The organism is Roseicyclus sp. (assembly GCF_965662675.1).
GTDB lineage: Bacteria > Pseudomonadota > Alphaproteobacteria > Rhodobacterales > Rhodobacteraceae > Roseicyclus.
On the sequence record NZ_CBFIIK010000007.1, the window covers coordinates 1 to 22,532 of the forward strand.

Sequence of the window (22,532 nt, forward strand, 5' to 3'; positions counted from 1 at the left end):
GCCCCGTGATGGGCAGGGCAAGGGCCACCGGGTTGGCCACCGCCCGGATCAGGATGAACAGCCCCGTGCCCATCACCAAGGGCGAAACCGCGATGGTGAGAAAGGCCAGTATCTCGACCAGCCCCGGCCGGGCCAGCCGCGCGGCCAAGAGCGCAATGGGCAGAGCGAGGGCTAAAGCCAGCATGGTGGAGGCGAGCGCCAAAACGAGCGATCGCAGCGCCGCCTCCCAGACCTGCGGCGGCAGGCCGGACAGCGCGGGCAGGCCCCGCAACAGCACGGCAAGCATTGGCAAAAGCAAGAACAGCCCCGCCGCCGTGATCGCCGCCCCATCCCAAAGCCGGGCGCGCGCCCCATCGCCCGGCCAAGCCATTGGCGGGCGGTCAAGGCCGGTGCCAAGCTCTTGGCGACGGATCGCGCCGAAGGCCAGCGCGCCCACGGCCACGCAGATCGCCACTTGGATCACCCCCAAAAGTGCGGCGCGCCCAAGGTCGAAATCGAAGCGAAAGGCTTGGTAGATCGCCAGCTCCACCGTCGTGGCGCGCGGCCCGCCGCCAAGGATAAGCGCGACCGCGAAACTCGTGGTGCAGATGAGGAAGATCAACAGCCCCGCCCCCGGTAGAACGGCGCGCAGAAGCGGGCGCTCGAAATGGCGACGCATGTCGCGGGTGGAAAACCCCAGCGCGGTCGCAAGGCGAATACGTTCGGCCGGGATCGCCTGCCAGCCTTGCAAGATCAGCCGCACCGCAAGCGGCAGGTTCAGGAACACATGCGCCAGCACCACGCCTTGAAGGCCGTAGATATCGATCCGCCCCAACCCGATGCCCGCCAGCGCATCGTTCAGCCACCCCGCGCGGCCAAAGACCGCCAATAGGCCCAGCACCGCCACGATGACGGGCAAAAGGAACGGCGCGCCCATCAGGGTCACCAGTAGCGCGCGCCCCGGAAACGACCGCCGGGCCAGCGCGCGTGCGACCGGCACCGCAAGGGCAAGGCTGAACAGCGCCGAAAGGGCGGCTTGCAACAGGGTGAACCGGATCGCTGCCAGATCGCCGGGGCCAATGGCGGGCGGCCAATCGGCGCGCGCCATCACGGCGGCAAGCGGCACAAGCACGCATAGCGCGACGAGCGCGACCAAAGCCGCGCCCGTCCAATGCATCACGCCTAGCGGGCGAGCGCGGCTTGCCATGTGGCCAAGGCCGCATCCCGCATTGCGGGGGCCTCATCCGGGGCCACGAGCAGGGCCGTTTCAGGCTGGATCAAAGTCTCGAACCCATCGGGAAGCGATCCCGGATCAAGGGCGGCGGGATACATCCAGTTGGTTGTGGGGATCACCGTCTGGAATTCGGGCGAGAGCATGAATTCCAGAAAAGCCTTGGCCAGTTCCGGCTGATCGCTACCCGCAAGCATCCCTGCCACCTCGATCTGCATGTAATGCCCCTCGTCGAAGGCGGCGGCGGTGTAGCCCGCATCCTCTTCCGCGATCAGGTGATAGGCGGGCGATGTGGTGTAGCTCAGCACCATGTCGGCCTCGCCTTCAAGGAACAGGCCATAGGCCTCGGACCAGCCGGGTGTGACGGTGACGACATTGTCGGCCAACCCCTCCCAGATCGCAGCCGCCTGATCGCCATGCGCGGCCTGCACCCACATCAACAGCCCCAGACCGGGGGTCGAGGAACGCGGGTCCTGGATCACGATCGACAGGTCGGATGCGGCAAGCGCTGCGAAGGAAGTCGGCACATCGGCAAGGTCCGTGCGATGCACAAAGGCGAAATAACCCCAATCGAAAGGCAGGAATTCCGCGTCATCCCATGCGACAGGCAGGGTCAGCCCCTCGGGCGTGACACCATGAGGTGCAAATAGCCCGGTCGCGCGTGCAGCCGCCGTCAGGTTGGTATCGAGGCCTAGCACGATATCGGCATCGGTAGCGTCCCCCTCCAGCCGCAACCGCGCCAAAAGTGCTGCGCCATCGCCCGCGCCCACGAATTGCAGGTCACAGGCGCATTGCGCCTCGAACGCAGCCTCGATCGCGGGGCCGGGGCCCCAATCCGAGACAAAGCTGTCATAGGTGTAGACCATCAGCACCGGGGATTGCGCGAACGCAGCCCCCGCGACAACAGACAGTCCCGCAGCCATGATGGTGTGTTTCATTTCTCACTCCTCCATTGCGACGGGCGAAGTGAGGTGGGGTATGTCATCATGACCCGCAAACCTTCCCTCCGCCGGTCCTAACCGGTTCAGGTTCAACGGGTCGCGCATCGCTTTGCGCATCTCAGGCCAAACAGGCCACCCCGAGGTGCGACAACACCTAGTGGCGGCGCCGGAAATGTGCAAGCGACTTGGCATTTTCGTCGCGGACCGTTACGCCACTTTGCAAGGATGCAAGGGATGATCGCGCGATGAGCCTCAACAGTTTCGGCCACCTTTTCCGTGTCACGACATGGGGCGAAAGCCATGGGCCGGCGCTTGGCGCGACGGTCGATGGCTGCCCGCCCGGCGTGACGATCGAGGCGGCGGCGATCCAGCATTGGCTGGACCAGCGCAAACCGGGGCAGAACAAATACACCACCCAGCGCCGCGAACCCGACGAGGTGGAAATCCTCTCGGGCGTCTATGAGGGACAATCGACCGGTACGCCCATTCAGCTGATGATCCGCAATGCCGACCAGCGATCCAAGGATTATAGCGAGATCGCCGAAAAGTTTCGCCCGGGGCATGCGGATATCACCTATTGGCAGAAATACGGCATCCGCGACCCGCGCGGCGGCGGGCGGTCAAGCGCGCGCGAAACCGCTGCGCGCGTGGCCGCCGGTGGCGTGGCGCGTGCCGTGTTGGCCGATATGATGCCGGGGGTGAGCATCACGGGCTACATGGTGCAGATGGGCCCGCATGGCATTGACCGCGAGCGGTTCGATTGGAGCCAGATCGCGCAGAACCCCTTCTGGACACCTGATGCGCAGGCTGCCGCCGATTGGGCCGATTACCTCGATGGCTTACGCAAATCAGGCGACAGCGTGGGCGCTGTGATCGAAGTGGTGGCGCGTGGCGTGCCCGCCGGCTTGGGTGCGCCGATCTATGGCAAGCTGGACACCGATCTGGCGGCGGCGATGATGTCGATCAATGCGGTCAAGGGCGTGGAAATCGGCGATGGCATGGCGTCGGCGGCGCTGACCGGCAGCGCAAATGCCGACGAGATCAGCATGGGGCCGGATGGACCTGTCTATGGCTCGAACCATGCAGGCGGCATCTTGGGCGGCATTTCCACCGGGCAAGATGTCGTGGTGCGCTTCGCGGTCAAGCCGACCTCCTCGATCCTAACGCCGCGCCAGACGATCACGAAATCGGGTGAGCCCGCCGAGATCGTCACCAAGGGCCGCCATGACCCTTGCGTGGGTATCCGCGCCGTTCCCGTGGGCGAGGCGATGATGGCTTGCGTGATACTCGATCACGTGTTGCTGCATCGCGGGCAGATCGGCGAGAATCGTGGCAAGATCGGCTGAGATCGGGTCGAAATCCCGACGGTGAACCCGGGATAAGGCGCATAATCCCGGTTCACGCCGGGGATTGTGCGCAAGTTGAAAACACTGCTCTGAAAGCACCCGATCCCTGCCCCTTTTTCGCCACATTTGGCCGCGATTACGTCGGAACTGGGGAAGAAGTTGGATGTTTGCTCATGGGGGTCTCTCAGCGCCCATATAAATCACCGCGTGTCATCAATCTTGACTGGATGCTGGTCACGGTTGGATTGATGGCTTTGGCGCTGTTGGCGGCAAGTTTGATCCGCACGGTACCATCCTATGCGGTAGCGGAATTCGGGACAAAGATCGGTGGCCTCAGGGCTTTGACCGAAACCGAGCGATTGATCATGTTCGAGGATCTCGGAACAAGCCCCGAACCCGATTGGTCGAGTGGTCAGCGCGATGACACACAGGTCGGGCTGGGTGCGATCTGGTTGGCCGCGCCCGCCGATGCGCCCATGACGCGTCGGATCGCCCTTCCAGCTCAGACACAGCGTAGCATCGTGACGATGGATTTGATCGCGATCGACGCTTGGACGCTTGAGCGGCTTGAACTCTCCGTCGATGGCACACCGGTTTTGCGTCAAAGCTTTTCGGCGCAACCCGACCTGATCGCGGCGCAGCGTACCGAGGTGTTGAGCCGTGACGGCATCGTCTTGCAAACCCGCTTGGACGGCCCGCAGGAATTGGGTTTTGAGACCGGGCCGGGACTTGAAGAAACGCGGCTGTCGGTAGAGCTGGCAGTCACAACCGCAGCCTCCGAGCTGCGGTTGTCGATCGTGCCACTGCCTGCAGCCGACCCGGCAACAGAGGCGCAACCGCCCATGTGGGCGATCGACAACCTCATGGTGATCGCGGCCGACCGCTAGGTCAACCCATGCGCGTCAGGCCAGCGCGCGGTCCAGCAGGGCGCGGATCTCGGGCTCGGCCGTGATTGCGACAACGCGACCCAACTCTTGATCGCCACGCAAAAGCACAAGTGTCGAGCGGCGCGGAATACGCAGGCTTTGCGACAGCGCGCCGGTGCCGTGGTTGTCCCAATCGATCTTCACGAATGTCATGGCGGCATCATAGGCGGGGTTGGCGGCACGCAAGGCGGTAATGACGCGCTCTTGCGCGCGGCAGGTCGAACACCACTCGGCCGAGAAATCGGCTAAAACCGTCTCTCCCGCGGCAAGGCGCTCGGTCACAAGACCGGGTGTATAATCGATCATCGCTTGGGCGGTGCGGCCCAAGGGCAATAGGCCAAGTGCTACGGCCCCGATGATGAATTGGCGACGCGTGGGCATGATTGATACTCCTTCAAGACATCACAAAGCGACGGACAAATCCTGCAGCCAGACCGGCATCCGGTCGAGTAGCCATGCCTCGGCCATGTGATGCCAACGCATCATGATGGCGAGGCCGACGAACAAAAACACACCGCCCAAGATCGGGCGCGAGGCAGCGGCAAGGCGCTGCAACGCACCCATATGGCGGCGGAGCGCACCCCGCGCGCCATAGCCCAAGGCGACGATCACGGTGCCGATGCCAAAGGCGAAACCGACCATGATGAAAAAGGCGCGAAAAAGGTCTTGGCCTTGGCTGGCCAAGGAAATTGCCCCACCCAGCGTCGGGCCGACACAAGGGCTCCAGACCGCGCCGAGCATCAAGCCACCAAGGAATTGGCCCTGCCACCCATCCAAGCTGCTGTTGCGCAGGCCGGTGTCGGCCCGTCCCGCAAAGCCCGCCGTGGCCAAGGCGAAGCGCGACGAGGCCTGCGGCACCAGCAAGATCAGGCCGAAGGCCATCATCACCACCGCCCCCGCTTGGGCAAGGCGCGCCTCGGTCAAACCGACCAGATGGCCCGCGGCGATCACGGCGAAACCCAAGGTGACAAAGGCGAGCCCCATCCCCGCCGCCAAGGCCAAGGGGCCCCAGCGGCTGGCCTGCAACGCCCCCGCCAAGACGATGGGCAGGATCGGCAGGACACAGGGGTTGATCAGGGTCAAAAGCCCCGCACCATATGCGAAGATAATTTCCATGGCATTGTCATGCGGGCAGATCCACCGCTTGTCATCCGACAAATCCGTGAACGTGCTGTTATCCTTGGGCGGGGCGGACGCGGACCAATTGCACGGTCAGAATACCCGCCGCCACGATGCCCACGCCCAGCGCATCGACCCAGCTTAGCCCTTCGGCCAAGAGAAGGGCAGCGATGGCCACGCCGAAAACCGGGTTCAAGAAGTGAAAGGTCGCCGCCCGCGTCGCACCGATACGGCGCACCAGCCAGAACCAGATCAGCGTCGCCACCAGCCCCGGCATCAAGGTCGTATAGACGAAAGCCAGGATGAGGCGCATGGACCAATCGACCGACCAGCTTTCGGTCAGCACCGCGAAAGGTGCCAGCGCCGCCGAACCGACGAGCATCTGAAGCCCCACCACCATCAGCAAATTGCCATTGCCGCCTGTCGCACCCCGCATCGCCAAGGTCGCCACCGTCAGCGCCACCGCCGCGATCAGGCACAGCACGATCCCCGTCAGGTCGGCCCCGCCCCCCAAACGCTGCGCCATGATCAGCCCCACGCCGCAAAACCCCGCGGTGAGCCCCGCGACACCCAAAAGCGGTAGCTTCTCGCGGAAAATACCCCAATTGGCCGCCGCGACCAGCAGGGGCATGGTCGAGGCGATGATCGCGGCAAGCGACGCCTCGATCCATTGCATCGCGACGAAGTTCAGCCCGAGATAAAGCGCGTTTTGACAAATGCCGAAGATGATCACCGCACGCCATTGCCCCGGACCAAGGCGCAGGCTTTGCCCCAAGGCCAGCGCGATCGCCATTCCGATAAGCCCCGAGATCAAAAAGCGGATGGACAGGGCCGTGATCGGCGGCATCGCCTCGACGATCATGCGGGCAGAGGTAAAGGCCGACGACCAGATCAAGGCAAAGACAAGGCCTGCCAGTAGCGCGCGGAAATCCATGATATCAGTCGGTCCCGGCCCAGAAAAGAAAAAGGGCCGCTGCCCATCTTGGGCGCGACCCTTTCACGAAAGCTACGTCAGGGCAATCAGCCGTTGACGCTGTCCTTGAGTGCCTTGGCAACGGTGACTTTCACCTGCTTGTCGGCATCTTTCTTGATCGTTTCGCCGGTGGCGGGGTTGCGCACCATACGAACGGGGCGCTCGCGGCAATAGATCTTGCCGATGCCGGGGATGGTGACGGCGCCGCCAGCGGCGACTTCCTTGGTCACGATTGCGGAAACCGCATCGATCGCTGCCGTTGCGGTTTTCTTGTCCGAGCCCATCTCTTCCGCGAGTGCGGCGACGAGCTGGGTTTTGGTCATGGGTTTCTGTGCCATTGGTCTTGTTCTCCTGAATACTGCCCGAGCCCTAGGGCCCGTTGGCGCAAAGGTAACCGAATATTGTGGCAGCACACAACGCTTTGCGTGCAGAAAAAGCCCAAAAACACGGCTTCCATGTCGTTTTTTCCCCCTAAAGGAAGGCTGTTTCTTCGAAAGAGCGTAATTTTCGGCTGTGAAGGCGTTCCAACGGCATATCGCGCAGTGTCTCCATCGCGCGAATACCGATCAGCAAATGCCGCGAAACTTGGGATTTGTAGAAGTCCGACGCCATGCCGGGCAGCTTCAATTCCCCATGCAGCGGCTTGTCGGACACGCACAGAAGCGTCCCGTAAGGCACCCGGAACCTGAACCCGTTGGCCGCGATCGTGGCGCTTTCCATATCGAGCGCGATGGCACGCGACTGCGACAGGCGTTGCACTGGGCCGGTATGATCGCGCAATTCCCAGTTCCGGTTGTCGAGGCTTGCGACCGTCCCCGTCCGCATGATGCGCTTGAGCTCGTAGCCCTCAAGCTCGGTCACATGGGCGACCGCGTTTTCCAGCGCCACCTGGATTTCCGCCAGCGCCGGCACCGGCACCCAGACCGGCAGATCGTCATCAAGCACCTTGTCCTCGCGCAGATAGGCATGGGCCAGCACGAAGTCGCCCAACCGCTGCGAATTACGCAGGCCCGCGCAATGGCCGACCATGACCCAGGCATGCGGTCGCAGAACGGCGATATGGTCGGTCGCGGTCTTGGCGTTCGACGGCCCCACCCCGATATTGACCAGCGTGATCCCGTTCCCATCCGCCCGCTTCAGGTGATAGGTCGGCATCTGCGGCATCTTGGGGGGGTGGGCGATGGGTGCCGCGGGGTCGGTGATCTCGACATTCCCGGTCGCCACGAAACTTGTGTAGCCGCTATTTGGGTCGGCCAGCATGGCGCGGGCATACCCTTCGAACTCATCGACGTAGAATTGGTAGTTGGTGAACAGAACATGGTTCTGGAAATGCGCGGGGTCGGTTGCGGTGTAATGGGAGATGCGCGCGAGCGAGTAATCGACCCGTTGGGCTGTGAAAGGCGCCAAGGGATGGGCGCCGTCCTCATAGGTAAAGCCCAAGCCGTTGACGATGTCGTCATGGGTGGTGGACAGGTCCGGCACATCGAAGACATCGCGCAGGGTGAAATCGCCAGCGCCCTCCTGCGGGACGGTGATCGCGCTATCGCCTGCGACGGCGAAATGCACCGGCATCGGCGTCAGCGAGGGGCCGACCTCGACCGAAACGCCGTGGTTTTTGATCAATAGCCCGATCTGCTGGCGTAGATAATTGCCGAAGAGATCGGGCCGCGTGATCGTGGTGGCATAGCTGCCCGGCTCGGCCACATGACCAAAACTTAACCGGCTGTCGGTCAAGGCGTAGCTTGTCGTGGTGATGCGCAATTCGGGGTAAAAGGCACGAAAGCGCGTATCATCGGGCGCGCCATCGCGCAGCGTTGCGCTGAACCGCTCGCACAAGAACTGCGCCGCCTGTGTGTAAAGCGCCTGAAGATGCACGACGGCGGCATCGGCAGTGTCGAACAGCTTGCGCTGCTTTTCTTGATCGGGGCTGAGGATACGGGCGGATTTGTTTTTCATCTCATGATCTTTAATGACGAGGGGCGCTTCACGGCAAGATGCGCCGTGACGGCACGATGGCCAGACAGCACCGCGCCATCACGGATTTTCCTGCACGACCAGATCGGTCAGCGCAAAACGCGTCACATCCACCAGCCCCAGATCGGAAATCCGCAAGGCGGGAATGACGACCAGCGCCAAAAGCGAATGTTGCATATAGGCGTTGTTGAGGGTGCAGCCGCACTGGGCCATCGCGGCGACCATCGCCTGTGCCTTGCCTGCCACCTCGGCCGCCGGGCTGTCGGACATCAGCCCCGCAATGGGCAGTTCGACCAGCGCGATTTCGGCCCCGTCCTTCCACACGGTCACACCGCCGCCGACCTCGGCCAGCCGATTGGCGGCCTGCGCCATCATCGCGCGATCCGTGCCCACGACGATCATGTGGTGGCTGTCATGCGCCACGGTCGAGGCTATGGCCATCGGCACATCATAGCCGAAGCCCGAGACAAAGCCGTTCACCACCTCGCCTGTCGCGCGGTGGCGTTCCACAAGCGCGATCTGGGCCACGCCCGCCTGCCCCTCGATGATGCCCGCCCGAACTGGCAAGTCGGCCTCCAGCGCCTCGGTGGGGGCTTGGTTCTCGACCACGCCGATGACGCGCACCCGTACCTCGGCCGCGCCTTTGGGAGCCGCGATCTCGAAATTCTCAGGCCCAAGGCGCTTGCCCAAGCGCACGCTGTCGCGCGTGTCGGCGGGCCAGTCGAGATGCGGACACTCGACCAGACAGCGCCCGCCCTCTGCCACCAGCCGCCCACGCGCATAGACGGCTTCGACGGGCAGCGATGCAAGGTCAGAGGTCACGATCATATCCGCTCGCCGCCCCGGTGCGATCTGGCCGATCTCGCGATCCAGCCCGAAATGGGTGGCTGTGTTGATGGTGGCCATTTGCAGCGCCACCAGCGGATCGCAACCGCAGGTAATGGCGTGCCGCACGGCGCGGTTCATGTGTCCCTCATGCACCAAGGTGCCGGAATGGCAGTCATCGGTGCAAAGGATCATGTTGCGCGGATCAAGCCCGCGTTCGGTGATCGCGGTGATCTGGGCCGAGATATCGAACCAAGCCGAGCCCAGCCGGATCATCGACCGCATCCCTTGGCGCATCCGCGCCACGGCGTCATCCTCACAAGTGCCTTCGTGATCATCGGCCGGGCCGCCCGCCGCATAGGCATGGAACGCCGGCCCCAGATCAGGCGAGGCATAGTGCCCGCCCACCGTCTTGCCCGCCTTTTGGGTCGCCGCGATCTCGGCCAGCATCTGCTGGCTGCCCGCCACCACGCCGGGGAAATTCATCATCTCGCCCAATCCGATGATGCCGGGCCAGCCCATCGCCTCGGCCACATCATCAGGGCCGATCTCGTAGCCCGTGGTCTCCAGCCCGGGGGCAGAGGGCGCGCAGCTGGGCATCTGGGTCCAGATGTTGACGGGCTGCATCAGCGCCTCGTCATGCATCAGCCGCACACCGCGCAGGCCAAGCACATTGGCGATCTCATGCGGGTCGGTGAACATGGAGGTCGTGCCATGCGGGATGACCGCGCGCGCAAACTCGGCGGGGGTCAGCATGCCGGATTCAATGTGCATATGCCCATCGCACAGGCCGGGGATCAGGAAGCGGCCCCCCAGATCGACCAGCTCGGTCTTGGGTCCGATGCAATGGCTGGCGTCGGGACCGACATAAGCGAAACGGCCATGGCGGATCGCCACCTGCCACCCCTCCATCACCTCGCGCGTCTGCACCAGAACGACGCGGCCACCGCGCAGCACCAGATCGGCGGGCGCGCGCCCCGCGGCGGTGGCGACAAGGTCGGTGGCCACATCGGGCCATGCGGGAAAGGGATTGGGCGTTTGCATGGCCCAATCTTGCCGATCCCCGCCAAGCTGGCAAGTGACGCTTGAGTGACGCAGCCCCCTAAAGCAGGTCTTCCTCGACATCGGTGATGTCAATTTCCATCGCCTCGGCACCGGCTTCCAGATGATCGGGGAAATGCGGGCTGCCGATCAGGTAATCGGCGGTGGGGGTCGTCGCCTCGGCCAGCGCGGTGGCGACCGCCTCCTCCCAATCCTCCACCTCGAAACTGCCGCGCCCGATCCAGTAAAGCGCGACAAGCTCGGCGCGCTCATCCTCGGGCATGGCGTCGATGAAGGCGCGAAGCTCGCCCTCGGCACGGTCAAGCTCGTGACCCATCAAGACGATCTGCGCCACCTGTTGCGGTGATAGTTCCATGCTTTGCCCTCCCTATATGGGGCTATTGGGCATGGGCGTTGGCCTTGCGTCCTTGATCGACATCAACCTAGCGCTGGAAGAAGATCGCCTCGTAAAGGCGCGTCGGAAGGAAGCGCGAAAGCCGAAACAGCAGGCTGAAGCCGAACGGAAAGGCCTTGTGGAAGACATCGGTGTTCATCTGTTCGAACACCTGCTGCGCGGCGGTCTCGGGTGACATGATGAAGGGTTTGGCATGTGGGTTGTCATCTTGCATCCGCGTCTGGATATAGCCCGGATTGGCCAGCTGGATGCGGATATTGGTGTGGCGCAGGTCGCCATGCATCGATTCCGCCAAGGCCATCAGCCCCGCCTTTGATGCGGAATAGCCGATCGACCCCGGCAGGCCGCGATAGGCCGAGAGCGACCCGATCATCACGATATGGCCCGCATCGCGCGCCACCATCGGCCCGATCACACGCCCAATCACCCGTGCCGCACCCGTCAGGTTGATATCCAACATCTGTTCGACCTTGTCGGCATCCCATTCCTGCGCCTTGAGGAGCGTGGCGATCCCCGCAAGGAACACCAACCCGTCGATCTCGCCCACCTCTTGTGCGGCCAGTTGCACGCTGTCGCGATCCGAAACATCCATCGGGACGACATGGCAGCGCCCCGGCAGTTCGGCCGCAAGCGCCACGAGACGCTCAGCCGAGCGGGCCGACAAGATCACCTCGGCCCCCGCTTGGCTGAGTTTCAGCGCCAGCGCGCGGCCCAACCCCTCGGAGGCGCCGACCAGCCAATAGCGTTTGCCTTTGAAATCCCGCATCAACTCACCCTTTCAGATCGCCTGTTTCGGCAGCGGCGTGGTGGCCAGCACCGCCATGGCCCCAAGCTTCAGCACGCAAGGCACCAACGCATAGAGATAGGTCAAAAGATCAAGCGCGCCTTGCGGGTTCTCGTCGCCCGACTGGAACCCCGCGGCGTCAAGCGCGGGCAACAGCACCACGGCGGCAAAGGCAAGCGTCAGCTTGGACACGAAGGCCCATAGGCCGAAACCCGCCGCAGCCTCGGGCGCGATCTGTTCCATCCGGCGTGCAAACAGCGCGGGCAATAGCGCGAAATCCGCGCCGAGTGCGGCGCCCGAGACAAGGCAGACCAGCGCAAAGGCAACTGTGTCACCCGGTCCCAGCGTCAGCACGACCGAGAATGCGGCAATCGCCAATCCCATCGCCGTAAGCAGCATGGCGCGCGCCCCGAACCGCGCGGCAGCCCGTGACCAGATGGGCGCACTGGCGGCGGCGGCAAGGAAGAACAACAGCAACAGCGGCCCCTCCATCCCCGGGGCCAGAAGCACGCTTTCGACATAGAAGAGAAACAGCGTCGATGACACGGCGACGGGGGCCGCATTCATCAGCGCCACCAACAACAGCCGCCGCGCCACGGGGTCGGCCAGCACGATGCGAAAGCCACTGTCAGCGGGCACAAGGCTGGCGCCCCATTGCGCCCGCATCAGCCACAGCGCGGTCAGACACAGCCCGGCAAAGCCAAGCGCGAAATTGCCGTAGGGATCGCCCGTGGCGTCCAGCACCGTGGGCGCGACAGCCGCTACACATACGCCCAGAAGCGCGCCAGTTTCGCGCCACGCAGCCAAGCGCAGATAGCCTTGCGGGCCAAGCCGGGGCGCGGCGGCAACACCTTGAGCATACATGCAAATGGTCAAGAACGAAAACGCCGAGAACAGCCCCGTCATCATCAGCGCGAACCACCAGATCGGCGCGATGGGCGGCGTCACCGCGAAAAGCCCGAACATGGAGGCGGCCAAAACTGCGACACCGCCCGCCACCGCAAGCGCGCGCGCACCACGCAAGCGTTGCGCCAGCCAACCCAAGACCGGGTCTTGCACCACATCGAACAGGCGCAGCGCGAACAAGACCCCCGCTAGCGCGGTCAACCCGACGCCGAACTCATCGACATAGACCTTGGGGGCATGGATATAGATGGGCAGTCCCGCGGCGGCCAACATAGCGGCAAAAACCGCGTAACCCATGCGCGAGGGGGCTTGGGCCATCTCAGGAAACATCTTGCTCCGGCGGGGCGGGGCGCACGCGGTAGCGCGCGCCCTTCCACCAGAGCTTGAGCGCCTGCCAATGGATCAGCGCCAGCACACGGCGCGCGCCAAGGGGCCGGCGCAAGGTCGAACGCAAGATCGCCCATGTCGACAGAGCGCGGCGCTTGCCCGTCAGCGTGGCCAATAGCCCCTCGCCATCCGTGCTGTAATCGATCCAGATGCCCAGCCGGTCGGGACGGATATCGAAACGAAAGCTGTAACCGCCTTCGATCGGTTGAAAGGGCGAAACATGAAAGATTTTCTGCGCGCTCAGCAAATCTTCGCGGGTGATCGGGCGCTGATCGGAATGGGCGCAAAGATAGCTGTGTCGGTCGCCAAACGTGTTCGAGACCTCGGCGATCACCGCGCGCAGCTCTCCCGCATCGTCATGAGCCAGCCAGAACGACACCGGGTTGAACACATGACCAAGCATCCGCGGCTGCGCCAAAAGCATCAGCCGCCCCGATGTCACACCCGCCAGATCATGGGCGGCCAGAACATCGCGCGCCCAAGGCGCACCGCGCCCGTGTTTGGGCGGGCCACCATGATCGCTGTCATGCAGCGATGTCAGCCCGGCACGGTTACGCCCGAAAAGCCATGGCGCGCGCGGTTTCGGGTCTTCGGCATCGAGCAGCACATAGTCGATGGAGTAGGTAAAAGCGTTTTCCACCGCACCGCGGCGCCCGTGAAAGGTCGAGGCCGCGATATGCGCGACTTGGCTCATGCGGCCATGCGCGCCGCATCGCGCGCGGCCATCGCCGCGACAACGTCGAGCGCGCTGGCGTAACCATCCTCGTGAAACCCGTTCTTCATCCATGCACCACAGAACCATGTATTATTCTGCCCATTCATCGTCCGCACCGTTCCTTGTGCGGCCAAGGCTGCCAGATCATAGACCGGGTGGCGGAACGTGGCCGTGTCATAGATCAAACTCTCGTCAATCGGCCCACGGCTGTTGAGGGTCACGAAAAGCGGGTCGCTTTCCGGGATCGGCTGCAGGCAATTCATCCAATAGGTCAGGTCGATCGGTCCGCCCTCGTGGCCGGGACGCTCGGTGTAGTTCCACGACGACCATGTCACGCGCCGCTTGGGCATGGCGCTGGCATCGGCGTGCAGCACGGCGGAATTTGACTGGTAGCGCACCGCACCCAGCGCCGCCGTCTCCGTAGGCGTCGGATCGGTGAGCATGGCGAGGCTGTCATCGGAATGGGTGGCGAAAACTACCTCGTCGAAGACATCCCAATGCCCTTCGCACAAGATCTCGACGCCCAAGCCGCTGCGCTTGACAGTCTTGATCGGGGTGGCCACGCGGATATCGACACCCTTTGCCAACAACGCCTGTTCCAGCCGGGTAACATATTCGATCGAACCGCCCTGCACCGTCCACCATTGGTGCTGGCCGGTCGCCTGCATCAGGTGGTGATTGCGAAAGAACCGCACCAAGGCCTGCGCGGGGAAATCCATGATCTCTTCCTTGGGGGTGGACCAGATCGCGCCGGAAATTGGCGTCAGGTAGTAGTCGCGAAACCAGCGGCCCATCTGCATCTGTTCCATCAGCTCGCCCAGCGTGATGGTGGCGTCGCTTGCGACCTTTTCCGCCTCGGCGTTGAAGCGCAGCAGGTCGCGCACCATGCGCAGGAAGGCCGGGTTGGCGAGGTTACGCTTTTGCGCAAAGAGCGCCGAAAGGCTGCGCAGCCCGTATTCGATCCGCCCGCCCCCGATCGAGGCCGCAAAGCTCATGTCGGATTTCGTCACCGGCACATCAAGTGCTGCGAAAAGCTTGGTCAGATTGGGATAATTGGCGTAGTTGAAGACGATAAAGCCGGTATCGACCGGCTGATCGCCACGCTTTCCCGCCACGATCGTGCGGGCATGCCCGCCAAGGCGTGGCTCGGCCTCGAACAAGGTAACGCTGTGCGAATCAGCGAGATGGTAGGCAGCCCCCATGCCCGAGATTCCGCCGCCGATCACGGCGATGCGTTTCGGCGCGGCGGCCGGTTGTTCGAATGGCATCGGCGATGTCCCCTTAAAAGTATCGTAAAGCGCGTTGTTATGGTTACGCGGAGCAACATCAAGCAGATCAAAGAAATTAGTTTTGATCCAGTCTAGGGATAATCCCGTAAACGCGCTATGCTGTCCTCGAACGACCACGCTGAACAGCCAGCTGACGCCCTGTGGGGGATGGTACCGGCCATCTCTTTTATGCGTCAGTCAGAAAGGCGTGACCCGACCGTGACGGCAATGGAAAAGACAGAAGCGCATTGGGTGGCAAGCATGGCCTCCATCGCGCGACACCAAGATCAGAAGGCCTTTGCCGAAGTGTTCCGACACTTCGCACCGAGGGTAAAAGCCTTCTTGATCAAATCGGGGGCAGACTACGCCCTTGCGGAGGAGTGCATGCAGGACGTGATGGCCACGCTCTGGCACAAAGCGCATCTTTACGACCCGTCGCGGGCATCCGTCGCGACGTGGATCTTTACCATTGCGCGCAACCGCAAGATCGACCTGCTGCGCCGCTATGCGCGCCCCGAACCCGAAGATCTGCCCTGGGGCCCCGAGGATGCGCCGGATCAAGCCGACGCCATCGCACTGCAACAAGAATCCACGAAACTTGCCGAAGCGGTCCGCAAGCTTCCGAAAAAACAGCGTGAATTGATCGAACGGGCCTATTTCGGCGATCTCACGCACAGCGAAATTGCTGCCGAGACAGGATTACCCCTTGGCACGATCAAGTCCCGCATTAGGTTGGCGCTGGAAAGGTTGCGCCACGCAATGAATTGAGGAGGCCGGATGCCCGCCATTCGCCATCATGTTCCGGATGATCTCTTGATGGGCTACGCCGCTGGCGTGCTGCCCCAAGCCTTCGATCTGGTTGTTGCAGCCCATGTTTCGTTGAATGACGACGCGCGTGTCCGCCTTGCGGGTTACGAGGAATTGGGCGGTGCCGTTCTCGCCGATCTGAGCGAGGCCGAATTGGCCCCCGACAGTCTGGAACAGACGCTTGCCAAGATCTCGCGCATGGGCCCGACCGAGCGCAGCGCGCCGATGGGCGGCGTGTTTCCTGCGCCGTTGCGCAGCATGGTGGGCGGCGACGCCGGCGCGGTGAAATGGAAAGCCATCGCGCGCGGCACCAAACAGGCGGTGATTTGCAGCGATGGCGATGCGACCGCGCGGCTTTTGTATATTCCCGCCGGTCACGCCATGCCCGAACATAGCCATCGCGGCACCGAGATGACGCTGGTGCTGCAAGGCGGGTATAGTTCGGAAGATGGGCATTTTCAGCGCGGCGATCTGGAAGTGGCCGGTCAACAGACGCATCACACGCCCATCGCCGACGATGATGGCGAGGATTGCATCTGCCTTGTGGCGACCGATGGGCGGCTGCGTTTCGACGGGCTTTTGCCGCGGATCGCGCAAGTCTTCTTGCGGATTTGAACCACCGCCACGCGCCGATGGGCAATCACGACAAATTCGGGCCCTCGCGCGGTGAATTGAAGCTGCGCTTGGCCATCAGCCTCTTGGGTCTGGCGCTGTTGATCGGGGCCTATGCCACCAATGGGATCGGCGGCATCGCCTCGCTGGAAATCGGGATCATCGGCACCGCGTTTTTCGGCGGCTCTGCGATCTGGAGCGCGGTGCGGCTCTTGCGTGGATAACGCGCCGATAGACGGCGCCAAGGGCCGTCTATGGCCCGCGTCACGCGCGCATCCCCGCCCCCATCAAGCCGCGCTGGCAGATGCCGCATCGGCAGAGCGCAAGAAGGCCGGTTTTTCCGCCGTGCTGAGCGCTGGGGCGTAGACATAACCACCCAGATCGAAATCAAAGATCGCCGCCGGATCGGTCAGCCGCCGCGTGATGATAAAGCGCGCCATCGCACCGCGCGCCTTTTTCGCATGGAAGCTGACGATCTTCGGACCGCCCGGCTTATCCTCGAGAAACTGCGGCGTGATCACCCGCAGCGACAGTGCATCGCGATCAACGGCCGAAAAATACTCGACCGAGGCGCAGTTGATAAGCGTGTCGGTTCTCATCTCGTGCGCTTGCGCGTTCAGCGCGAAAGCAAGTTTGTCACCCCAATAGGCATAAAGATTGGGCCCTTTTTCAGTCGCCAACCTGCTGCCCATTTCCAGCCGGTAAGGGCGGATCGCGTCTAGCGGGCGCAACACGCCGTATAGACCCGAAAGGATGGATAGCCGATCTTGCGCGAACCGCAGATCGTCGGCGTCTAGGCTTGCGGCCTCAAGCCCCTGATAGGTGTCACCGGCAAAGGCAAGCACGGCTGGGCGCAGATCGTCGGCGTCTTGCGCGAACTGCTGGAACCGCTCGGCGTTGAGTTCTGCCAGCGCGGGCGAGATATCCATCAAATCGGACAGGTCCGCCGCACTCAGGCCACGGGCGGTTTGCGCCAAGGCGCGGGCCTCGTCATGAAACCGCGGCGCGGTCATATCCACCTCGCGGGTGGCCCAGTCGAGGCGTTTGGCGGGGGAAATCACGATGAGCAAGGGCCATCCTCCGGTTCGATCTCTGGGTCATTGTTGGACCTAGCGCCATGGGCAAGGCGGGGCAACCCGCGCGGGGCCCATATCACCGCTTGAGATTGCACGCGCCGCGTTCCAGTATCGCTTGGACAGACAGGCCGGGCCAAAGTGAACGACGATACCAGATCAGAACGCGCGCCGACACGCGCCCAAAGCCGCAACCGCGTGCAGACCGCTGCGCTGGTGATCATCGCCGGGGCGCTCATCCTGTTCCTGTTGGTCGAGGCGCGGTTCTTGCTGACATCGCTCGCCGTTGCGATCATCGTCTTCAGCCTGACCAGCGATGCCATCGGCTATATCGCGCGGCTCAAGATCGGGCCGCTGGGTATTCCCAATTGGTTGGCGAGCCTTGCGGCCGTCACCCTGATCTCGACCGGGTTGTTCATGCTCAGCTCGCTCATCTTGTCACAGATCAACACCGTTCTCGCCACGACCCTGACCTATACCGACCGCGCACCCGCAGCGGCGGCAGATCTCTTCGCGTGGATGGGCCCCGAGGTCGAGACAGCGATCGCATCGGCCATCCGCAGCATTGATGTGCAGGGCTATCTGGGCGCCTTGGCGGGTCAGGCCGGGGGTTTGATGCAAGGCACCGTTCTGGTGATCTTGTTCGTGGGCTTCTTGTTCGCCGAGCGGCTGTGGTTCGATGTCAAGCTGACCAGCCTGATGGGCGGCAATGCCAAGCGCGCGGCCCATGCGCAGCGCATCATCGGCACCATCATGCGGCGGGTGAACTACTACCTTTTGGTCAAGACATTGGTCAGCGCGGTGACGGGGCTGATGGTCTATGGCGTCGCGATGCTGTTCGGTCTGGAATTGGCAGTGGCGATCGGCATTTTGACCTTTATCCTCAATTACATTCCCAATGTCGGTTCGATCGTGGCGACGGTTCTGGCCACGTTCGTGACCTATGTGCAATTGGGCGAGCCAGCGCCGACGCTTGCGTTTTTCCTCGCGGTCGGCGTGATCCAATTCCTCAATGGCAATATCATCGACCCGTGGCTGATGGGCCGCGCACTGAGGCTATCGACCTTTGGCATCATCGTGGCGCTGGCTTTCTGGGGGTCGGTCTGGGGGATCGCGGGGATGTTCTTGTCGGTGCCGATCATGGTGGCGGCGATGATCGTGTGCAGCCATGTGTCAGAGCTGCGCCCCATGGCGGTGTTGCTGTCGCGCGAGGGGTTGCCCGATCTCGATACGGATCTGCCCAACCGCTTCACCGCCTCCCGCATGGCGGCCACGGCCGGGGCGGACCGGGTAAGCAAGGGGCGCAAGCTGTCGGATTAACCGGCCTCGCGCAGCACCTCGAGAAAGGCGTCGCCAAAACGTTCGGCGCGACGATCCCCCAAGAGGCGCACAATCCCGGACAAATCGGCGGGCCGCATCTCGGCCAGCTTCGCCAGTTGCGCCGATGAGCAGGTGACGGGCTTGTCGATGCCCGCCTCACCGCGCGCAAGATCGGCCTGCACCGCCAAAAGCCGATCATAAAGCGAGCCAGAGTCGCGCCCCGCCAGCTTGCGCCGCGCCGGGTGCAGGTCATCGGGTTGCTCGCCCGTGATCACGGCCAAGAACTGTGCCCCGTATTTCTCGAGCTTGGATGCCCCCACCCCGGTGATCCGCGCCATCTGATCCAGCGTCGCGGGCCGGGTTTCGGCCATCTCGATCAGGGTGCGATCGGTGAAGATGACGTAAGCGGGCACGCGCGCGCCTTCGGCCAAAGCGCGGCGCTTGGCCTTGAGGGCCGAGAGAAGCGGTGCATCTTCTTCACCCACCAGCATCTTGACCTGCGGGCGACGGGGGGCGGATTTGATCGTGTCATGGCGCAGGGTGATCCCCGCCTCGCCGCGCAAAATCGGGCGCGCCGCTTCGGTCATGCGCAGCGCGCCGTGCCGGGCGGGGTCGGGGCGCACAAGGTCATGGGCGGCCATCTGGCGAAACACCGCCTGCCAGCCGCGCGTGTCGAACTCGGTTCCGATGCCGAAGGTGGGCAGGGTGTCATGGCCACGTTCGCGCATCTTGTCGGTCAGATTGCCTGTCAGAATATCGATAAGATGCCCCGCACCGAACCATTCCCCGGTGCGCAAGATCGCCGACAGCGCCTTGCGCACGGGCGTGGTGGCATCGAAGGTTTCTGGCGGGGTCTGGCACAGATCGCAATTGCCGCAAGGATCGGCCGCCTCGCCGAAATAGCCCAAGAGCACCTGACGGCGGCAGCCCAGCGCCTCGGCCAGACCCAAAAGCGCATTCAGCCGCGCATGATCGGCGGCCTTGCGCTCGGGCGGGGCCAGCCCCTCGTCGATCTGGGACCGGCGAAAGCGGATATCGTCGGGGCCATAAAGCGTCATCGTGTCGGCAGGCGCACCATCGCGGCCCGCGCGACCGATTTCCTGATAATAGCCCTCGATCGATTTGGGCAGATCGGCATGCGCCACCCAGCGGATATCGGGTTTGTCCACGCCCATGCCAAAGGCGATCGTGGCCACCACGATCAGCCCATCCTCGGTGGCGAAGCGGTTCTCGACGATGCGGCGATCTTCGGCCTCCATCCCGCCATGGTAGTGGCAGGCGCTGTGGCCCGCCTGAGCCAGTGCTTGTGCCAGCGTTTCGGTCTTGGCGCGGGTGCCGCAATAAACGATGCCCGACTGCCCCTTGCGCGCGGCCGCGTATGACAAGATTTGGCTGCGCGGATTTTGTTTCACCTCGAAGGCCAGCGCCAGATTGGGCCGGTCGAACCCGCGCAGAAATGTTTCGGGCTTAGCGCCGTCGAAAAGCCGGGTCACGATTTCTTCCTGCGTCTCGGCATCCGCCGTGGCGGTGAAGGCTGCCAGCGGCACATCGAGTGCGCGGCGCAATTCCCCGATCCGCAGGTAATCGGGGCGGAAATCATGGCCCCATTGGCTAACGCAATGCGCCTCGTCCACGGCGATCAGCGACACGCCCGCGCGACGCAGCATCCGTTCCGTGCCCGACGACGCCAGCCGCTCGGGCGCGATGTAGAGCAGCTTGAGGCTCCCATCCTCGAGGGCGGCCCAAACCGCATCGGTTTCTTCTGCCGTGTTGCCGCTGGTCAAAGCCCCCGCGACAACGCCCGCCTCATGCAAGCCGCGCACCTGATCACGCATCAAGGCAATGAGCGGCGAGATCACCACCGTCACGCCATCCCGCATCAGCGCGGGCAGTTGGAAGCACAAGGATTTGCCGCCGCCGGTCGGCATGATCGCCAGCACATTGCGCCCGCGGGCCACGGCCTCCACGATCTCGGCCTGACCGGGGCGAAAGGCGGAAAAGCCGAAGACCGAGGATAAAAGCGCGTGCGCGTCCTGCATGGGGTCGCCTGTCGGAAACTCGAAAGATTTGCTCGATTTTTATGGACTCTCACATGTTGAGACGGGCTTAACAAGGGCTTGGGGCCAGATCAGGGGGGCAGAAATGGATCATCCACAGCCTATTGTGGTCCGTTGGGTCTTGCAGCGGGGGACATAGCCGTTACATGCGCAGCCTATTCGCGCCGAAACGGACATGCGGCGCCGGTAAGTTGGGGGAAAGATCGAGATGCGTATGTTTCAAGCGATGACCGCAGCCCTGTTCAGCATGACGCTGGCCGCCGCCGCCCCTGCACAGCAGAGCGAGCCAGAGGTGACGCTGCGCTTTCAGCATTTCGTCTCGCCCGCCAGTGCCAACCCCACGCATTTCATGCAGCCTTGGGCCGATGCAATCGAGGCGCAATCGAATGGCCGTATCAAGGTCGAGATCTACCCCTTCATGCAGCTGGGCGGGGCCGCGACCGATCAATATGACCTGATCCGCGATGGCGTGGTCGATGGCGGCTGGGTCATCCCCGGCTACCAGCCCGGCCGCTTCCCCGAGGCCGAGGCGCTGGAACTGCCCTTCATGACCACGAAATCGGCGGAAGAGGCCAGCCGCGCGGCTTGGGCCTTTACCCAAGAGCATCTGATGGATGATTTCGCCGATGTGCATCTGATCGCCGTCCATATGCATGGGCGCGGCCTGATCCACCTGCGCGGCGCGCCGATCGCGGCGCTTTCGGATTTCAACGGCCTGCGCCTGCGCGGCCCATCGCGACCCGCCACGCTTTTGCTGGAACGGCTGGGCGCGACGCCTGTCGGCATGCCTGTGCCCGCCTTTCCCGAGGCGCTGTCGCGCGGTGTCGTCGATGGCGGCGTGATCACGTGGGAACAGGCGCCCTCGCTCGGCTTTGCCGAATTGATCGAAAGCCATACCGATGTGGCGGGCGATCAGTCGCTTTATAACCTCTATTTCCTCTGGGCGATGAACCGCGCTGTTTACGAGGGTCTCCCCGATGACCTGCGCGCGGTGATCGACGCCAATTCGGGTCTCATGGCCTCGGCTTGGGCGGGGCGGGCGCATGACACGGGCGATGCCGAGGGGCGCATCGCGATGGAGGATGCAGGCAACACCATCGCGGAACTTTCCCCTGACCTGACCGCAGAAATCGCCGTGCTGGGCGAGGCGGTGATCACCGACTGGATCGCGGAAATGGACGCGCGCGGCTTTGATGGGGCGGGGCTTGTCGCCTCGGCCCGTGCCACTGTCGCGTTGGAAACTGGCAGCGCTCCCGGCCCCTATTCCGAGTGAGGGGCCGCACGCAATAGCGTGATCACCGTGCCGCCATAGCTTCGCTGATCCAATTGCGCAAAGCCCGGCGGGGCAAGGGGCGGTGTGTTATCTTCCCAGACGATCAGCGCATCCGGCGCGACCCAGCCGCCCGCCAAGGCAGACGCAAACGCGCCTTCGCCCAAGCCCTTGCCATAAGGGGGATCGAGAAAGACCAGATCAAAGGGCGCACCCGTCACCGGGCCAAGATCGGTCGCATCGCGGCGAAAGACCCGTGTGACACCCTGCGCGGCGCAAAGCGCCACATTCTCACGCAAGAGCGCGCGCGCCGTCACCCCGTCATCGACAAAGGTGACATGACCCGCCCCCCGGCTGAGTGCCTCCAGCCCCAAGGCACCGGTCCCCGCGAACAGATCCAGCACACGCGCCCCGGTGATCGGGTCGCCATGCTTGCCGCTAGAGATGATATTGAACAGGTTCTCGCGCACCCGGTCGGTCGTGGGACGCAGATGGGCAGCCGCATCGCCCGCGCCCACCTCGGCCAGTTTCTTGCCACGCAGGCGGCCCGCGATGATCCGCAT

Annotated in this window: 23 protein-coding genes and 1 riboswitch; of the genes, 7 read left to right on the forward strand and 16 right to left on the reverse strand. The window is 63.6% G+C overall.

Annotated elements, in window-relative coordinates; genetic code table 11:
* A partial coding sequence (locus tag ACTG4J_RS02765; RefSeq protein ID WP_439136972.1) for an ABC transporter permease subunit occupies nucleotides 1-1,186 on the reverse strand: 1,186 nt, incomplete at its 3' end.
* A complete protein-coding gene (gene thiB / locus ACTG4J_RS02770; protein ID WP_439136973.1) occupies nucleotides 1,162-2,148 on the reverse strand; it encodes a thiamine ABC transporter substrate binding subunit in 987 nt (328 codons plus the stop codon). The genes ACTG4J_RS02765 and thiB, both read right to left, overlap by 25 nt.
* Before the next feature lie 46 nt (nucleotides 2,149-2,194).
* Nucleotides 2,195-2,301, reverse strand: a riboswitch (TPP riboswitch).
* 95 nt (nucleotides 2,302-2,396) lie between these two features.
* Between thiB and aroC the strand changes: the two genes are divergently transcribed.
* Nucleotides 2,397-3,497: a chorismate synthase gene (gene aroC / locus ACTG4J_RS02775; RefSeq protein ID WP_439136974.1), complete on the forward strand. Its 1,101-nt coding sequence runs from the start codon at nucleotides 2,397-2,399 to the stop codon at nucleotides 3,495-3,497.
* A gap of 227 nt (nucleotides 3,498-3,724) precedes the next feature.
* Nucleotides 3,725-4,384: a hypothetical protein gene (locus ACTG4J_RS02780; protein ID WP_439136975.1), complete on the forward strand. Its 660-nt coding sequence runs from the start codon at nucleotides 3,725-3,727 to the stop codon at nucleotides 4,382-4,384.
* Nucleotides 4,385-4,399: 15 nt separating this feature from the next.
* On the opposite strand, the gene ACTG4J_RS02785 is transcribed toward ACTG4J_RS02780, so the two are convergent.
* The 11 genes from ACTG4J_RS02785 to ACTG4J_RS02835 all read right to left on the reverse strand — a co-directional run bounded on the left by ACTG4J_RS02785 (nucleotide 4,400) and on the right by ACTG4J_RS02835 (nucleotide 14,830).
* Nucleotides 4,400-4,804, reverse strand: a complete 405-nt coding sequence (locus ACTG4J_RS02785; protein ID WP_439136976.1) for a thioredoxin family protein — start codon at nucleotides 4,802-4,804, stop codon at nucleotides 4,400-4,402.
* Between the two features lie 21 nt (nucleotides 4,805-4,825).
* Complete coding sequence (locus ACTG4J_RS02790; RefSeq protein ID WP_439136977.1) at nucleotides 4,826-5,539, reverse strand: cytochrome c biogenesis CcdA family protein; 714 nt, start codon at nucleotides 5,537-5,539, stop codon at nucleotides 4,826-4,828.
* 58 nt (nucleotides 5,540-5,597) lie between these two features.
* Nucleotides 5,598-6,476, reverse strand: a complete 879-nt coding sequence (locus ACTG4J_RS02795; RefSeq protein ID WP_439136978.1) for a DMT family transporter — start codon at nucleotides 6,474-6,476, stop codon at nucleotides 5,598-5,600.
* 86 nt (nucleotides 6,477-6,562) lie between these two features.
* A complete protein-coding gene (locus ACTG4J_RS02800; RefSeq protein WP_439136979.1) occupies nucleotides 6,563-6,853 on the reverse strand; it encodes an HU family DNA-binding protein in 291 nt (96 codons plus the stop codon).
* 133 nt (nucleotides 6,854-6,986) lie between these two features.
* Complete coding sequence (locus ACTG4J_RS02805) at nucleotides 6,987-8,471, reverse strand: AMP nucleosidase (RefSeq protein ID WP_439136980.1); 1,485 nt, start codon at nucleotides 8,469-8,471, stop codon at nucleotides 6,987-6,989.
* A 78-nt stretch (nucleotides 8,472-8,549) separates the two neighbouring features.
* Entirely contained in the window at nucleotides 8,550-10,358 is a 1,809-nt protein-coding gene (locus tag ACTG4J_RS02810) for an adenine deaminase (RefSeq protein WP_439136981.1), read from the reverse strand.
* Between the two features lie 58 nt (nucleotides 10,359-10,416).
* Nucleotides 10,417-10,731, reverse strand: a complete 315-nt coding sequence (locus ACTG4J_RS02815; RefSeq protein ID WP_439136982.1) for a DUF3775 domain-containing protein — start codon at nucleotides 10,729-10,731, stop codon at nucleotides 10,417-10,419.
* 67 nt (nucleotides 10,732-10,798) lie between these two features.
* Entirely contained in the window at nucleotides 10,799-11,536 is a 738-nt protein-coding gene (locus ACTG4J_RS02820) for an SDR family NAD(P)-dependent oxidoreductase (RefSeq protein WP_439136983.1), read from the reverse strand.
* Nucleotides 11,537-11,548: 12 nt separating this feature from the next.
* Entirely contained in the window at nucleotides 11,549-12,778 is a 1,230-nt protein-coding gene (locus tag ACTG4J_RS02825; protein WP_439136984.1) for an MFS transporter, read from the reverse strand.
* Nucleotide 12,779: 1 nt separating this feature from the next.
* Nucleotides 12,780-13,541, reverse strand: coding sequence for a DUF1365 domain-containing protein (locus tag ACTG4J_RS02830; RefSeq protein ID WP_439136985.1), 762 nt, complete (start codon nucleotides 13,539-13,541; stop codon nucleotides 12,780-12,782).
* Entirely contained in the window at nucleotides 13,538-14,830 is a 1,293-nt protein-coding gene (locus ACTG4J_RS02835; protein WP_439136986.1) for an NAD(P)/FAD-dependent oxidoreductase, read from the reverse strand. Before ACTG4J_RS02835 ends, ACTG4J_RS02830 begins: the two co-directional genes overlap by 4 nt.
* A 228-nt stretch (nucleotides 14,831-15,058) precedes the next feature.
* Between ACTG4J_RS02835 and ACTG4J_RS02840 the strand changes: the two genes are divergently transcribed.
* The 3 genes from ACTG4J_RS02840 to ACTG4J_RS02850 are packed head-to-tail and all read left to right on the forward strand — an operon-like array spanning nucleotide 15,059 to nucleotide 16,473.
* Nucleotides 15,059-15,598, forward strand: a complete 540-nt coding sequence (locus ACTG4J_RS02840) for a sigma-70 family RNA polymerase sigma factor (protein ID WP_439137021.1) — start codon at nucleotides 15,059-15,061, stop codon at nucleotides 15,596-15,598.
* 9 nt (nucleotides 15,599-15,607) lie between these two features.
* Entirely contained in the window at nucleotides 15,608-16,252 is a 645-nt protein-coding gene (locus ACTG4J_RS02845; RefSeq protein WP_439136987.1) for a ChrR family anti-sigma-E factor, read from the forward strand.
* Nucleotides 16,249-16,473: a hypothetical protein gene (locus tag ACTG4J_RS02850; protein WP_439136988.1), complete on the forward strand. Its 225-nt coding sequence runs from the start codon at nucleotides 16,249-16,251 to the stop codon at nucleotides 16,471-16,473. Before ACTG4J_RS02845 ends, ACTG4J_RS02850 begins: the two co-directional genes overlap by 4 nt.
* A gap of 63 nt (nucleotides 16,474-16,536) precedes the next feature.
* Here ACTG4J_RS02850 and yaaA read toward each other — a convergent pair whose 3' ends face one another.
* Nucleotides 16,537-17,319, reverse strand: coding sequence for a peroxide stress protein YaaA (gene yaaA, locus ACTG4J_RS02855; protein ID WP_439136989.1), 783 nt, complete (start codon nucleotides 17,317-17,319; stop codon nucleotides 16,537-16,539).
* 144 nt (nucleotides 17,320-17,463) lie between these two features.
* Here yaaA and ACTG4J_RS02860 point away from each other — a divergent pair, with 144 nt between their 5' ends.
* Nucleotides 17,464-18,642 carry an AI-2E family transporter gene (locus ACTG4J_RS02860; protein WP_439136990.1) on the forward strand — a complete coding sequence of 393 codons (1,179 nt, stop codon included), beginning with the start codon at nucleotides 17,464-17,466 and terminating at the stop codon, nucleotides 18,640-18,642.
* Here the strand turns inward: ACTG4J_RS02860 and recQ are convergent.
* The gene (gene recQ / locus ACTG4J_RS02865; RefSeq protein WP_439136991.1) at nucleotides 18,639-20,681 is read right to left on the reverse strand and encodes a DNA helicase RecQ; all 2,043 of its coding nucleotides are present in this window, start codon (nucleotides 20,679-20,681) and stop codon (nucleotides 18,639-18,641) included. The genes ACTG4J_RS02860 and recQ overlap by 4 nt on opposite strands.
* A 226-nt stretch (nucleotides 20,682-20,907) precedes the next feature.
* On the opposite strand from recQ, the gene ACTG4J_RS02870 reads away from it, so the two are divergent.
* Nucleotides 20,908-21,972: a TRAP transporter substrate-binding protein gene (locus ACTG4J_RS02870; protein WP_439136992.1), complete on the forward strand. Its 1,065-nt coding sequence runs from the start codon at nucleotides 20,908-20,910 to the stop codon at nucleotides 21,970-21,972.
* On the opposite strand, the gene rsmD is transcribed toward ACTG4J_RS02870, so the two are convergent.
* Nucleotides 21,960-22,532 (reverse strand): 16S rRNA (guanine(966)-N(2))-methyltransferase RsmD, encoded by a 573-nt coding sequence (gene rsmD, locus ACTG4J_RS02875; RefSeq protein ID WP_439136993.1) that lies wholly within the window; start codon nucleotides 22,530-22,532, stop codon nucleotides 21,960-21,962. The two genes, ACTG4J_RS02870 and rsmD, sit on opposite strands and share 13 nt — an antisense overlap.

Coding starts and splice junctions, on each gene's coding strand:
- ACTG4J_RS02820 (WP_439136983.1), bottom strand. CDS start 11,536: ATGCGGGATTTCAAAGGCAAACGCTATTGGCTGGTCGGCGCCTCCGAG.
- ACTG4J_RS02840 (WP_439137021.1), top strand. CDS start 15,059: ATGGAAAAGACAGAAGCGCATTGGGTGGCAAGCATGGCCTCCATCGCG.
- ACTG4J_RS02845 (WP_439136987.1), top strand. CDS start 15,608: ATGCCCGCCATTCGCCATCATGTTCCGGATGATCTCTTGATGGGCTAC.
- recQ (WP_439136991.1), bottom strand. CDS start 20,681: ATGCAGGACGCGCACGCGCTTTTATCCTCGGTCTTCGGCTTTTCCGCC.
- ACTG4J_RS02815 (WP_439136982.1), bottom strand. CDS start 10,731: ATGGAACTATCACCGCAACAGGTGGCGCAGATCGTCTTGATGGGTCAC.
- ACTG4J_RS02870 (WP_439136992.1), top strand. CDS start 20,908: ATGCGTATGTTTCAAGCGATGACCGCAGCCCTGTTCAGCATGACGCTG.
- thiB (WP_439136973.1), bottom strand. CDS start 2,148: ATGAAACACACCATCATGGCTGCGGGACTGTCTGTTGTCGCGGGGGCT.
- ACTG4J_RS02800 (WP_439136979.1), bottom strand. CDS start 6,853: ATGGCACAGAAACCCATGACCAAAACCCAGCTCGTCGCCGCACTCGCG.
- aroC (WP_439136974.1), top strand. CDS start 2,397: ATGAGCCTCAACAGTTTCGGCCACCTTTTCCGTGTCACGACATGGGGC.
- ACTG4J_RS02805 (WP_439136980.1), bottom strand. CDS start 8,471: ATGAAAAACAAATCCGCCCGTATCCTCAGCCCCGATCAAGAAAAGCAG.
- ACTG4J_RS02835 (WP_439136986.1), bottom strand. CDS start 14,830: ATGCCATTCGAACAACCGGCCGCCGCGCCGAAACGCATCGCCGTGATC.
- ACTG4J_RS02810 (WP_439136981.1), bottom strand. CDS start 10,358: ATGCAAACGCCCAATCCCTTTCCCGCATGGCCCGATGTGGCCACCGAC.
- ACTG4J_RS02780 (WP_439136975.1), top strand. CDS start 3,725: ATGCTGGTCACGGTTGGATTGATGGCTTTGGCGCTGTTGGCGGCAAGT.
- ACTG4J_RS02795 (WP_439136978.1), bottom strand. CDS start 6,476: ATGGATTTCCGCGCGCTACTGGCAGGCCTTGTCTTTGCCTTGATCTGG.
- rsmD (WP_439136993.1), bottom strand. CDS start 22,532: ATGCGGATCATCGCGGGCCGCCTGCGTGGCAAGAAACTGGCCGAGGTG.
- ACTG4J_RS02785 (WP_439136976.1), bottom strand. CDS start 4,804: ATGCCCACGCGTCGCCAATTCATCATCGGGGCCGTAGCACTTGGCCTA.
- ACTG4J_RS02825 (WP_439136984.1), bottom strand. CDS start 12,778: ATGGCCCAAGCCCCCTCGCGCATGGGTTACGCGGTTTTTGCCGCTATG.
- ACTG4J_RS02790 (WP_439136977.1), bottom strand. CDS start 5,539: ATGGAAATTATCTTCGCATATGGTGCGGGGCTTTTGACCCTGATCAAC.
- ACTG4J_RS02830 (WP_439136985.1), bottom strand. CDS start 13,541: ATGAGCCAAGTCGCGCATATCGCGGCCTCGACCTTTCACGGGCGCCGC.